The sequence below is a fragment of the Methylocystis sp. Uni0008 genome (assembly GCF_056838045.1).
The window spans coordinates 2,996,435-3,009,007 of record NZ_CM166370.1 but is presented as its reverse complement, the minus strand read 5'-3'; the positions used below and the strand labels follow the sequence as shown (position 1 = coordinate 3,009,007).

Sequence of the window (12,573 nt, the reverse complement as noted above, 5' to 3'; positions counted from 1 at the left end):
TCCCTTCGCTTGAGATCAAGTAAATCAACTCATTAGACACGGGTATCCGGTTTGGCTCTGGACGGGTCTGTTTTTGGCGCGCAACTTACGTTTCAGTTGCATCTTTTAACGGCTGGGCGACCATGATGAACGGCGTCGAATTAGTGATCCAATATTACGGCGCTGCGGGCGAGCCAACCTGCCGCAGCTTTGTTGGACTGCGACTGCCGAATCCCGTGGTGATTTTTTTGGTCGACTACGGCGCTGGAGCGTCCCGCGCGAATCAACTCTATCTGTCACAAGCCTTGGTTAGCGAGATTCTTGGGGCTTTTGGGGGGCAAGAGGTCCCGGCGCCGTGCGGAGGTTCTCCGGCGATCGTCGGCCGTTGCCATGCACGTGGTGAACCTGCGTGCCAGAGGCTGTTGGTTTTGGTCGGTGATGACTCCTCCGCGCCTTCTGCCGACGCCGAAGCTCTCAGCGACGAATGGGCGGCGGCAGGGAGCGGGCACGTAATTCTGCCTGTTTTCCCAATCTCAGCAAAAGCATACGTAACCACGCTGCTGCCAAAGAGCGCGTATACGGCGAACGGCGATTTCTGGAAGGCGCACCCACGCGAGTCCTTGCATGTGCTGCTCGCACGCGCAGGCGTAACTGTCGAGCAGCCCCGCCTCTTCATTAGCTATCGGCAAATCGACAGTGCGGCGCTTGCGGTGCAGCTTTTTGATGAGCTGTCGCATAAGGGGTTCGACGTTTTCCTTGACCATTTCCGCATTCCGCCAGGGGTGAATTTTCAGGCGCGGTTGACCGAGGAACTCGGCGACAAGTCGATGGTGTTGCTGCTCGAATCCGAGCATCTCTCTGAATCGCAGTGGGTCGCGCACGAAATCAGCGTCGCGAAGAGCTGCGGGCTCGGGTTGCTTGGTGTGTTGTTGCCTCGTGGAAAGCGTCAGCCGAGTCTTGATGAAGGCAATCGTTATGTCATTAAAGACGAGACGGACTTCCTCGGCGGGCGATTTTCGGCACAGGCAGAGCTTGATACAGAGCCACTTTCGCAACTCGTGAACCACGTTAAGACGCTACACGATCGCTCACTGGTTGCGCGACGGCGCATGCTCGAATTATCTTTCGAGGGCGCACTCCAGCGGGCTGGCTGTCGCAATGTCAATCGGCTCAGCGACGGTGCCTTCAACGTGCGTGTTCCATCGAAGGAGTATCTGGTGTGGCTAACCACGCGCCCTCCGGAGATTCGCGACTTCTATCGCGCGCACGGCTCGATGGCTGGTCCAGCACTTGGGGTCGTCATAGGGCTTTCGCGATTGATGGAACCAGCGCGCGCGAAGCGCACTGATTGGCTTGCTAACCTGTGCCAACTCAAACTCGCCGATGAAGGTCAGCTTTTGCAGGTGGCGCGCGATATCGCGCGAGGAAATCTATGACGAACGTCGAGCCCACCCAGAGGCTACGCGGACGTTGCCTTTTCCTCTCGGCCAGCGTTCCCGACCCGAAGCGCGATCAGCGATTTAGTCGGATCGCTGATGCGCCTTTCCATGTCGAGCAAGCAGTTGTCAGCTTGGCGCGTGCGGTATTTTGCGAGTGCGGGCGCCTGGTGTTCGGTGGGCATCCCTCGATTTCGCCGTTGGTCTCTATTGTTGCAGGGGAATATCGCTCACCGAATCTCGTGGAGGGCGTTGGCGAACGCGCGCCGCCGCAAGTTGTAATTTATCAGTCAGAGGTGTTCCGGGAGTCGATTCCACATGACACCGAGTTACTGATCCGGCTTGGCCTCGCGGAGGAGCGTTGGACCAAGCCAGTCGGCGGCGAACGCTTCGTCCCGGGCAGAGGATCAGGCCACGAGCAATGCCCGCGGAGTCTTGAATTGATGCGCCGACGCATGATCGAAGAGGCCGATCCCGTCGCGATGGTGTGTGTGGGCGGGATGGAAGGCGTGCTTCTCGAAGCTGAATTATTTCGCTCCATCTATAAACAGCGGCATATTTTCGCGCTGGCGCGTACGGGCGGCGCGGCCTCGATCCTTGCTGAGGAGAATCTGGCCATACCAATCGACAGAGAAGTTGCCGCTGAATTGCTCTCGCGCCGAGACGAGAAGTCTGAAGGACGAGAAGACGAGATCGTCGTCCAGCCGTATCCGTTGATCATGCAAATGATTATCGACCGGATAACCGATGAGTGAGAATCGCAGCACGAAGCATCTTGAAATGCTCCAATCCTCTATCGCGCGGATGGCGGGATACAGCTTCGTCGCCAAGGGCTGGAGCGTGACCTTGGCGACGGCCGTACTTGGCCTCGCCGCAAAGGATAAAGGGCCACAATTCCTCTGGATCGGCGCGTTCGCGGTGCTGATGTTTTGGGCGATGGACGCCTATTACTTGAGCCTCGAACGAGGCTTTCGCGCGCTCTTCGCAGCGGCAGTAGCGCGTTACGCTGGTTCAGAAGCGGAAACTTTCGACATGGAGCCAAGCTCGGGAGTGCTGTCAGTAATCGCCGCGGGGCTCCGACCAGCCGTACTGATCGTTCATCCTCCACTGTTAGCGGCATTTGTTATTGCATGGCGTTTCCTTGCGTCCTCAGCCTGATCGCGAAAGAGTGGTCAGCAACTACGGTATTCAGGGCGAGTGCCCTTCTCGCGCGAGTGGATTCAAGGGTATCCCTCCGCCGTGGCTTTCAATTACCCACATCTCCGGAGAGGCTTGCCCAATCTGAATCGGGCGTGATTCTGTCCATGACGCCGAAGCACTGGGGCGTAAGCGTGATCGGACGACCGCCTACCGGGACGCATTTGGAGTGGGTTAGGTGTCCACCATCGAACAGGTGGACACCAAATGTCGGCGGCGAAGGATGGCGTCAAGCGGCGCACGTGGAGCCTTGAAGAACGGCAGCGGATTGTCGCGGAGGTGACCGTGGATTCTGGAGCGAAGCGCAACGGCGTTATGAAAAGCGGATTTGGACGTCTTTGCCGAGTTCTTTGAGCATAGCCTGGAAGGGGGTTTTGAACCCAAGACATTTTCTTGGCGTCAGATTGGCGGTCATGACGATGTCCTGGATGTCTTCATCGGACACACGATCGATGTCGATATGACGGGGCAGCCAGCGTCGTAATCGGCCGTTGGCGTTTTCGACGCCGCCTTTCTGCCAGGAGGCATAGGCGTCGCAGAACCATGTCGCCATATCGCGCATGGTGCGCAGCAAGACGCTCGGCGATGATCGTGAACTCGCACCCGATCCCGCGCGCCTGCATCGCGATTTGCGTCGCGTGCGGCTCGCGCATCTGGGCGACCGGACGGACGCCCAGCTTCTCTCGGAGCTTGCCGAAACGGCGCAGGGTCTCGTCTGGGGTGGCAGATTGGCGTGGGCCGTCAAAGAGGTGCGCTCCAACCCGTTGACGCGGCTGAAATTTTTCGAAATGCAAGGAACGATAGAAGCCGCTGAGCGTTTGCTAAGGCGGGGTTGCTCGATCTATTTGTAGGAGGAGTTTATGACGGAAGCTATTGGTCCAATTTTTGCCGCTGGATTTCAAACAGTCACGAAGAGCGGCTAGCCGATCCACTTCCTGCCCGATGCGAACAACGACGCATTGCAGCGTGAGGGCAAGCCCCCGGTCTATCACTGGTTGCCGAATGCAGTCCGCTTGGCGCAAAAGGACAATGGGGGATTTCAAGTTCTCGTTTTTGCAATTTGTTGCCGCTAACCCCGGGGCCTGGCACCCCGCCTAATCGCGCGTTGATGAATCGCGCGCATCGGCGCCAACGAGCGGGAAGTGCTGGCCTTGCCCGCCGGGGCTCCGACCGTTGAATAGCGACGATACCCGCCGGAGTGGCCCGCTGCACGGCACCCCGGAGACCGCCCGGCGACCGCCGTCGCGCGCCGGGACCCCGCAACGCCCGCTTGCGCGATGACGCGAGGACGCCATGACCAGATCGCCCGAAAAGCCTGCCCTGAAGCCTGAGGCGATCGACCGGATCGCACGCATGACTGCCGACCTCGACGCCCATGGGGTCGAAGGTGTCGGCCGCCTGCGCGAGCTCCTCGTCGCCTCCGCCGCCAGCGGAGCCGAGGGTGCGCTCGGACCGGTTCCCGAGGGCCTTGCCAGAATCGAGGTCGAGCCGAAGCGCCGCGACCTGGTCTCCCTCGTCAGACCCCCGCGCAAGGACCTGACCGACCCGCCGCTGCACATCGTCCGCCGCGACCCGCAAGCCGACCTCATGGCCGGCCGCCTCGCCGACGCGCTGACGGGGCTTCGCGGCGCCGAGCGTCTCGGGCCCTTCGTCATCGACGACCGCCCAATCGTCTTCGAGCTCTGGCGCGAGGCGCGGCGCGTGGAGATCACCGAAGTCGGCGCTGTCGCACCCGCCTTCGTCCTCGGCAGCTCCCGCCGGCCGCGCATCTCGCTCGCGCCGACGACGACCCTCGACCTGCAGAAAGGCACCGTCTGGATTCGCGGCGACCTCATGGCTGCAGGCCTGCCGGCCGGCGCCTACGTCGGCATCAGCGTCAGTGACGGCAAGGTGACGCTCCCCTCGGTAACCTCCTCGACCGATGATGCGATCGTGATCGCGGCGCCGATCTCGGCAACCCTCGCGCTCGTCCTCGAGGCCGAGGAGGTCGCGCCCGCACCCGGCGGCTGCGCCTCCGGGGTGAAGCTCGGATTTCCCACCCTTACCCTCACCTTCGACCAGGGCTTGCTCGAAATCCACAGTACCGCGGGCTCGGCGACGGTCTGGGGACAGGACCTCGCCTTCGGCGATCTGACCGGGGTCCGAACCTTCGTCCCGCAGCTCTGGAGCCTGCTTCTCGGCTGCAAGGTCGATTCCGACCGGTTCGACGCCGGGCTCATAGGCTCGGCGATCGCCGATTTCGCCGGCGACGCCACGATCGGGGCGGCAGCGCTCGCCCTGCCGGTCGTCGTCGCCGCGCCTGCGGCGCTCGGCGCGGCGGCCCAGCCGCCCGGGTACTGGCTCGCCCTCGCCGGGGTGGTGGCGCGCTGGTACGCGCCGGACGAGCGTTACCACGTTCTCGACCCGTGGCTCGCGCTCACGCACCGGTCCGCGGCGCTCCTCGACGTCGATGTCGCCCCGCTCGCCACCCCGGTCCAGAGCGCCTACCGCCTCTGGGAGCTCGCCGGGACCGACGGCAAGCGGCTACGCTGGCGGCAGGGCTACGAGGCGCCCTTCCTGGTCTACTATGTCTGCGACGTCGAAACCGGCGAGCAGCTCCTCGCGACGGGCGCGGCCACGGTGGCGCTCGACCGCCCGCTCCAGGCGAACGGCCGGCCGGTGCCGACGCCGACGACCAACGGCGTCGTCCTCATCCGCGGGACCGCGAGCCGCGTGCGTTTGATGCTCGGCGCCGCGATCACGCCAAACCCCGCCCTCCGGCTCCTCGTCCTCCGCAACGCGGTCGTCTGGGCGACGAATGCCGTCTCGGTGATCGCGGAGGGGGCGCTCGCTGCCCGCCAGCGCGTCGACGCCGGCTCGCTCTCGGTCCAGTTCGGGGTCTACGCCTGGACCCCAACGCTCCCTGACCCCTATGTCGGCAACTTCCACATCTGCCGGCCACCCTTCGACCAGCCGCGCGCGCTCCTCGCCGCGGTGGTGCGCTGGGCGCACCCAGCCAACCCCGAGCTCTCGTTCGCCGGCGACATGGGCCTGCCCATCGTCTGTCCCAACGCTCCCTCGCTGGGCGATCCGCGACCGGCGCCGAAGTCGGACCTCAGCCCCGACATCGGCCTCACCCAGACCGAACAGGGCACGACGCATCCGACCGGACGCGAGCTCGAGCTCCTGAAGGCGGCGCAGGCCACTGAGCGGCGCCAACGGGAAGGCCGGGTTGCGAAGGCGGAGAAGCTGAACGCTGCTTCCCGCGCCGCCCTCGACGGAGAGCTTGCCGAGCGGCTCGGCCGCACGCCGCCGCTCTTCCTCCTCGACGTATCGACGAACCAGGACATGCTCGGCGTGGCGCTCTGGGGTGTCGCCGCGCGGGGTGAGATCCCTGGCGCCGCGGGGCCCACCACGGCAGCGGCCGGCAGTAGTTTCCCGGTGAAGGCGCTCGACGTCACCGCGGCGGTCGCAACGCTCCGCCTCGTCACCCTGCCGCAGATCCAGTGGGAGCCGGTTCGCACGCTCGATGAAGACCAGGACGTCCTGACGCTCGGTTGGTTCCCGACGCCGCTCGCGTCGGCGACCGACGGCGGCCCGACCGTCCTCGGCGCGCGGTCGGAAAAGCTCGTGCCCGTTATCCCCGAGCCGCTCCTCGACGCCACGAAGGCCGTCTTCGACGACGGCACCGACGTCGTCTTCCGCACGACGCTCCCCTTCGGCCTCGTCGCCGTCGTCTCGGTGAACCCGCAAGGGGCGGCCGACCGCAAGCCCGACAGCTACGAGATCACACGCCCCGACTTCCCCGACAAGGCCGCGACTGGCGGCCTCCAGATTACCGCGGAAGCCGAAGGGGGGCGCGAAACCGAGACTGGCATCTCGCCGTTCTTTGCCGGGGCGACGCGCCAGCTCATCAACGGCGTCGACCTCGCGAGCGGCGCGCTCCTCGGGCTCTCTGTGCTCTCGAGCACCGGCGATCCCGCCGGCGACGTCGAGACTATCTTCAACAACGACATGGCCGCGAACCCCAAGGTGCCGGTGACTCGGTTCGAGCTCTCGGGCTACGGCGGCTCGAACTTCAGCAAGTGGGAGAACCCCTATGCGATCTTCGCCGAAACCGCGAAGACCCAGTTCCAGGTCACCGTCGGCCGCACCGCGCTTGAGATCATCAAGGTCGCGAGCGTGCTGCATCCCTGGGGGATCAAGGTCACCCGCTCGGTCATCGTCGAGCGCCGCTCGGGCGGGGGTGTCATCCGCCGCGACACGGGCTGGCAGGCAACCTCGCCGGGCCTACTCGACTACCGCTACAGCGACCCGACGGACCCCGCTCCCGATCCGCAGGTCGCCGACTACGCCTTCGACGCCGGTATCTTCAAGGGACTCTACGGCATACGCGGCATCCGCCCGGCACCTGGCTTGCCGTTCTCGAGCGGCGGCGCGACGTTCGTGCCCTACTACTTCGACGCCGAGCTCGCGCTCGAGGGCCTCGTCGGACGCACCCCCGCCAACGGCATCCTCGGCTGGCTGCAGACCGCGCCGAACGGCGCGCCCGCGAGCCGCGACGCGCTGCGGGCGCTCCTCCAGTCGCAGGGGGCGGCCGGCGGGCCGGTCGATGCCTGGATCGACTTCGGTGCCAGCAAGCTGCCGTTCCGCGCCCAGCGGATCGAGATGGACGTGACCGACGACGGCGGCGCGCCGCTCTTCGTCGCCACTGTACGCGGCGTCCCGAAGCTGCCGACGACCGGTGCCTGGTCGGTCGTGCAGCGCCCGGTCGCCGTCGTCCCGCTCGACGGTGGCGAGGCGGTGCTGGTCTCCGAGACCAGGGGCGTGCCGATCGTGCGGCGCTACGCCGTGCGCTATCCCGCGGGCGACGCCACCGCCTTCGCCGAACCGCCGCGCGATCCCGCGGTCCTGGTTGGCGACTGGCGGATGGCCGATCCTGTGGACCTCCTCGTCCCCGCCGCGCCGCAGAACGAATACTGCCTTCTGCAAAGCGCGCCGACCCACGGCTTCCTCTTCCCGCGGCCCTACGCGCGGAACAGCGGCGCCGCACGCGTCCTGAGCGACGCGGCCCCCGAGCTCGCGGTCATCATCGCACGCGCCACCTCGAAGGGCGCCTTCCCGCCGCCCGGAAACGCGATCCGCCTCGCCGCTCCGATGCCGTTCGACGTCGGCCCCGGCGGCAGCATGGCGCTCCCAGGCGTCGTCAGCGTCGTGAACCACCCGACGCCCCTGCGCATCGCTGGCGAGAACGGCCACGGCTCGCTCCTCAGCTACGACGGCTCGACACTCGAGCTTGAGCTTACGGCCGACAAGTGGCGGGCGGAGTTCACCGGGCTCACCATGTGGTCCGACATTGCCGGCCTCGTCGGCGCCACTGGTGCGAAGCTTCGCATCGTCGGCTCGACCAATCAGCGCCCGCAGGTCGCCGAGATTGAGACGCTGGTCTACGAGCCCGTCGAGCGGATCCTAACCTACCTGCCAATCTTCGGTGCCCGCGACAAGCTCGGCCCGATCGACCTCGGCGCGTCGAACGCCAAACACGAGATCAAGATCGACATCGCGACGATTCAGGAGGTGCCGAAGAACGGGTTCTCCATCGCCGGCGGCAAAATCAAGCTCCTCCTCGGCGCGGGTGGCTCGACCGGCTTTGATATGGCGAGCGGCGGCGTGAAGGCGTCGGGCCAGCTCACCGCCGGCGCAAAGGGCGAGTTCCCGTTCCTAAGCGTCGGGGTCGCAAGCGCCTACATCGTCGTGCAGCTCGACGTGACCTTCTCGATCGCGAGCGTCGTCGGGGTCGTGAAGTCCGAGTCGCTAGAGCTCGTCGCCTTCGCCGGCGTCGGCGTGAAGGGCGAGATCGGCCCCTTCGAGGCCTATGCCTACCTTGGGATCGGCTTCGTCTTCGTCTACGACTTCGTGGCCGACGTCGCGAAATTCGGCGGCCTCGTCCGCTTCGAGGCGGGCGTCGACCTCAAGATCGTCAAGGTGAAGCTCCTCGCCGAGCTGAAGGGCGTCGTCTACAAGGCGATCCCCCCGGGCGGCGGAACGACCGAGAAGACTCTCTGCGACTACGCCGGAAAGGTGAAACTTCAGGTCGACATCTTTCTCATCATCTCGATCAGCGCGACCTACACGGTCAGCGACACCAAAGCGCTCGATTAGGAGGCTCCGAAATGGCTGCCCCGCGACTGACATTCGTTCCCTACCTCCAGGCCTGGCACCCGGCCTCCCGCACCCTCTCGCTTCGCGTCCTCGTGTCGCCGACCGGCAACCCGCTTGACCCGCTTCTCGCGGCGCATCCGGGGGTTCCTGCCTTCGCGGACGCCGTGATCGCGCTCCGCGTCCTCGTCTCGGATGCCGCCGGGCTACCTGTCAGGACGGCCATCGGCCAGACCGTAGACACGGCCCCCCGCGGCGCTCCCGACGCCCGGGCGATCTTCGAGGCGATCAAGGCGGCGCTCGAGATCCCGGATGGCCTGGCGGGCGACACCTTCGCGCCCCAGGCGCCCGATTTGACGCGCCAGCTCCACAAATACCTGCCAAAGAGCTACCGGCAGTCCTTCGAGTTCGTCCAGCCGCGCACCTCGCTCGGCGTGATCGACGGGCGCTACCAGTGCCTCATGCAGTGCCCGCCCGACGCGGTGCCGCCCGAGCTGCCGACCGACATCGGCTGGGGCGAGGCCATCGCCTTCAGCCTGCGCCGCCCGCGGCTCGCCGAGGCGCTCGGCCTCATCGTGCCCGTCGAGATCATGGTCGATCCCGCGCCGCGGCTCGAGAACGGCGGCTGGCTCTGGGTCGAGCTCGCGCCCGGGGGCGACTATGCCGGACAGGCCGCGCTCCCGGATTTCCAGCGCTCGTTCGCCACCCGCATCCCGGCGCTCGCCTCGGCCGAGACCCGGCCGATCTTTACGCCCGTCGTCTTCCCGGTCTCCGACGACGTGATGGCCGCGGCGGCGCTCGGCGAGGTGGGCCGGGTCTTCGCCGAAGCTGTCCGCTTCGACGACGGCTTCTCGAAGATCGTCCATGCCCGCCAGCCGCTCGGCGTCGACATGCTCGACGAGGATGGCACCAGCGCTTCCGCTCCACGCGACGAGGGCGTGCAGCTCGGCTGGGACGACGAGGATATCCTCGAAGGCCAGAACCGCGCGCTCGGCGCTTCGCCCGACGGCCAGAACAACGTGGTCGCCCCGCGCGGCATCCTCGGCTACCGCGTCGACGTTCGCCCGGCGGTCCCCGAGGGGTCGCCGCCGGAGAGCTGGACCTCGCTCTCCCGCGTCCTCTCGCCGCTCGATCTCGGCGTCGACTTCGGCACGGAGGAAGAGGAGCGCTGGATCGAGGTGCATCCGGGCGACATCGAGGGCCAGCTCTGGCTCGCGCCATGGTTCGCGATCTGGCGCGGCGGCTCGATCGTCATGGAGACGACCGACGAGCAGCGCCTCATGAACGCGGCACCGCCGCTCGGCGCGCCGCCCGAAATCGACATTCCGGTGGGCCTCGCTGCCGCCGACCTGCGCTACGGCCGGCGCTACGAGTTTCGCGTCCGCCTCGCGGATGCGACCGGCGGCGGCCCGGCGCTCGCCGACGATCCCGTGCGCGAAGGCGAGGCGCCGGTCGCATTCCTCCACATGAAGCGACATGTGCCGCCACGCCGTCCGCTCGTCGATCTCCCGCCGATCCCCGCCGACGGGGCGGTGGCCTCCGCCGAGGTCGCGCGGCCGCCGCTCGGCTATCCAGCTGCGTTGTTCGCCGCCGGCGTGCCGGCCCGGGCCGAGCTCCTCGCGCAGATCGCCGCGAACGACGCCGAACCGGCCAACGCGACCCCGCCGGCGATCCCCGACCCGGACACGCCCTGGCTCCGCATCCGCGTGCTTCTCCGTGCGCCGACCTACGACCCCGCAGCCGACGCCCGTGGCTGGATCGAGTGGTACACGACGAGCCGGCCCTTCCCGGCCGACCCGGCCCAGCCCCTCGCGCTCGCCTTCGACTGGCGCTCGGCGGCCGACTACCGCGAGATCGACGTCTCGGCCCAGCTCGGCGCCGAGGGCTCGGTCACCGGCGCGCTCCCCCTCGTCCGCTCGCGCGACATCCGTGTCGAGGTGGCCGCACTCGGCCGGAACGATCTTGCCTACTTTGCCGCGCAGTCAGCCCGTCTCGGCGACGTCGACGCGATCGAGCTCCACGCCGTCGCGGCCGCCGAGACCGATCCGATCGTCACGCTCCCGGACTCCGACCGCCTGCGCTCGGTCTTTCTCCGCCCCGACCCGGTCGGCGAGCGCGCCGCCGTCTCGGCGACCGTCGCGCAGAACGATCCCGGAAGTTCGCTCGTCGGCCGCCTCGCGATTGCGGCGGACCTCGTTGCCGACGACGCGATGCTGATGGGCCGACAGGGCGAGCGCATTGCCTTCGGCTGCGCCGGGCTCACCCACGACGCGGCACCCGATGCGAGCAGCCTCGAGTTCGCCGACCCGAGCGAGCTCGCCGGCCAATGGGTGAACGTCGCGCAGATGGTGCTCGACCGCGACTGGACCTGGCGCGGCCAGGGCGCGCCGACCGTGCGGATCCGCCGCCGCATCTCGCTCCCGGGCGCGCCTGGCAACGCGCCGGCATGGGGCGATGTGGGCGAGATCCAGCTCATGAACACGATCAACGTCCAGGCCCGCACCCGGTCGGAGCGCGGATACATCCGGCTCGTCTTCCTAGACGCCTTCACCCCGCCGGTGGGCCAGGACGGCCTGCCCTACGAGGTCGGGGTCGAGTACCGGATGCAGCTCTTCTTCGAAGGCGGCACCAGCACGCTCCAGACCGTCGCCTCCCGCCTGCCGGTGGCAACCCGGCCGCGTCAGGTTCCGAAGGTCGTCGCCGCGGGGCTGGCGCTCACTGAGTACCGCCCGAACGAGGAATATTCCGCCACCGGCTCGCGGGTGAAACGGCTCTGGCTCGAGTTCGACGCGCCGCTCGCCGACCCGCGCGACGCCTACTTCGTCCGCGCGGTCTATCAGACGCCAGATCCCATGCTGCTGCCCGACTGGGAACCGGTGCGCGACCCCGAGGTGCTCGAGAGCGTGCCGCTCGACCCCGAGCCCGCCCGCGTAATCACGCCGGGCCAGCCGCAGGATCTCTCCGGCCTGAACGCGATGCAGCGGCTCGATCCCTCGGGCAACTCCGACCGGCACTTCCTCGTGCCGCTCCCGCCCAACACCGACCCGGCCTCGCCCGAGCTCTTCTCATTCTTCACCTACGAGATCCGCGTCGGCCACGGCCCGGGCACCCCGGCCGATCCGTTCTGGTCGACCGCCCAGGCCCGCTTTGGCGAGGCGATGACCCTCGAAGGGGTGCAGCACCCGCCGCCCGAGATCGTCTGCTCGGTGACGGTCGGCCCCGGCCGGGCGATCACCGCCCGCGCACCCTTCGCGACTCCCTACCTCGGGCTGAAGCAGGTGACTCCGTGGCAGCCGAACACCGAGATCTGGTTCGTCCTCTACGCGCGGCTCCTGCAGGCCGACGGCGCGAGCTGGCGCAACGTCCAGCTCGACATCCGGCCCGGCCGAAAGGCCCGCAAGCGCCAGTCGGTGCCGATGGCGCCGCAGGCCGAAGGCCGGTGGACCGACCAGGAGGTGCGCGACGCGCTCGCCCGCGCCGGCCTCGACCCCGAGACCCCGCTCACCGTCCTCGCCGTCGAGAGCCTGCCCGAGCCGAACGGCAGCTTCACCGACCCGCTCCGCGGCGACCTCGGCCAGGTCCGCGTCCTGCGCACCTCGCCCCTCGCGAGTGTCGAGGAGGACTGCTGCCTCCGAGCCTGAAACGCACCCCGAACCGGCCTCGTGCGAAGGTTATCTCTATTCGAACATCGGCTCGCTGACGGATTATGGAAGGGCTCAGTGCGAATGTCGGGATACATCTTATTGTTAGAAATTCCCGGTTCGCGTCGGGTTTGGGCATCTTAACGGTTCTTCCTCACTTCCTGTTGCGGCAGTCACTACGC

The 12,573-nt window shown here is 67.2% G+C and carries 7 protein-coding genes; 6 read left to right on the top strand and 1 reads right to left on the bottom strand.

Annotated features, from left to right (window positions below):
• Nucleotides 1–125 precede the first annotated feature (125 nt).
• The 3 genes from AC0X69_RS15080 to AC0X69_RS15070 are packed head-to-tail and all read left to right on the top strand — an operon-like array spanning nucleotide 126 to nucleotide 2,573.
• A complete protein-coding gene (locus tag AC0X69_RS15080) occupies nucleotides 126–1,415 on the top strand; it encodes a toll/interleukin-1 receptor domain-containing protein (protein ID WP_482608602.1) in 1,290 nt (429 codons plus the stop codon).
• Nucleotides 1,412–2,170: a Thoeris type III anti-phage system protein ThcA gene (gene thcA, locus AC0X69_RS15075; RefSeq protein WP_482608601.1), complete on the top strand. Its 759-nt coding sequence runs from the start codon at nucleotides 1,412–1,414 to the stop codon at nucleotides 2,168–2,170. The genes AC0X69_RS15080 and thcA overlap by 4 nt, the downstream gene beginning before the upstream one ends.
• Nucleotides 2,163–2,573: a hypothetical protein gene (locus tag AC0X69_RS15070; RefSeq protein WP_482608600.1), complete on the top strand. Its 411-nt coding sequence runs from the start codon at nucleotides 2,163–2,165 to the stop codon at nucleotides 2,571–2,573. The genes thcA and AC0X69_RS15070 overlap by 8 nt, the downstream gene beginning before the upstream one ends.
• A 352-nt stretch (nucleotides 2,574–2,925) precedes the next feature.
• Here the strand turns inward: AC0X69_RS15070 and AC0X69_RS15065 are convergent, their stop codons facing one another.
• Nucleotides 2,926–3,174 (bottom strand): transposase, encoded by a 249-nt coding sequence (locus AC0X69_RS15065; protein ID WP_482608599.1) that lies wholly within the window; start codon nucleotides 3,172–3,174, stop codon nucleotides 2,926–2,928.
• Between AC0X69_RS15065 and AC0X69_RS15060 the strand changes: the two genes are divergently transcribed.
• The 3 genes from AC0X69_RS15060 to AC0X69_RS15050 all read left to right on the top strand — a co-directional run bounded on the left by AC0X69_RS15060 (nucleotide 3,173) and on the right by AC0X69_RS15050 (nucleotide 12,391).
• On the top strand, nucleotides 3,173–3,463 hold the full coding sequence (locus AC0X69_RS15060) for a hypothetical protein (RefSeq protein WP_482608598.1): 291 nt from the start codon (nucleotides 3,173–3,175) through the stop codon (nucleotides 3,461–3,463). The genes AC0X69_RS15065 and AC0X69_RS15060 overlap by 2 nt on opposite strands.
• A 442-nt stretch (nucleotides 3,464–3,905) precedes the next feature.
• Nucleotides 3,906–8,753 carry a hypothetical protein gene (locus AC0X69_RS15055; protein ID WP_482608597.1) on the top strand — a complete coding sequence of 1,616 codons (4,848 nt, stop codon included), beginning with the start codon at nucleotides 3,906–3,908 and terminating at the stop codon, nucleotides 8,751–8,753.
• An 11-nt stretch (nucleotides 8,754–8,764) separates the two neighbouring features.
• Complete coding sequence (locus AC0X69_RS15050; protein ID WP_482608596.1) at nucleotides 8,765–12,391, top strand: hypothetical protein; 3,627 nt, start codon at nucleotides 8,765–8,767, stop codon at nucleotides 12,389–12,391.
• Nucleotides 12,392–12,573: the final 182 nt, after the last annotated feature.

What these genes read in the sequence shown, in the direction of transcription:
- AC0X69_RS15070 (WP_482608600.1), top strand. Translation starts at nt 2,163, where the DNA reads ATGAGTGAGAATCGCAGCACGAAGCATCTTGAAATGCTCCAATCCTCT.
- AC0X69_RS15060 (WP_482608598.1), top strand. Translation starts at nt 3,173, where the DNA reads ATGGTGCGCAGCAAGACGCTCGGCGATGATCGTGAACTCGCACCCGAT.
- AC0X69_RS15065 (WP_482608599.1), bottom strand. Translation starts at nt 3,174, where the DNA reads ATGCGCGATATGGCGACATGGTTCTGCGACGCCTATGCCTCCTGGCAG.
- AC0X69_RS15080 (WP_482608602.1), top strand. Translation starts at nt 126, where the DNA reads ATGAACGGCGTCGAATTAGTGATCCAATATTACGGCGCTGCGGGCGAG.
- thcA (WP_482608601.1), top strand. Translation starts at nt 1,412, where the DNA reads ATGACGAACGTCGAGCCCACCCAGAGGCTACGCGGACGTTGCCTTTTC.
- AC0X69_RS15055 (WP_482608597.1), top strand. Translation starts at nt 3,906, where the DNA reads ATGACCAGATCGCCCGAAAAGCCTGCCCTGAAGCCTGAGGCGATCGAC.
- AC0X69_RS15050 (WP_482608596.1), top strand. Translation starts at nt 8,765, where the DNA reads ATGGCTGCCCCGCGACTGACATTCGTTCCCTACCTCCAGGCCTGGCAC.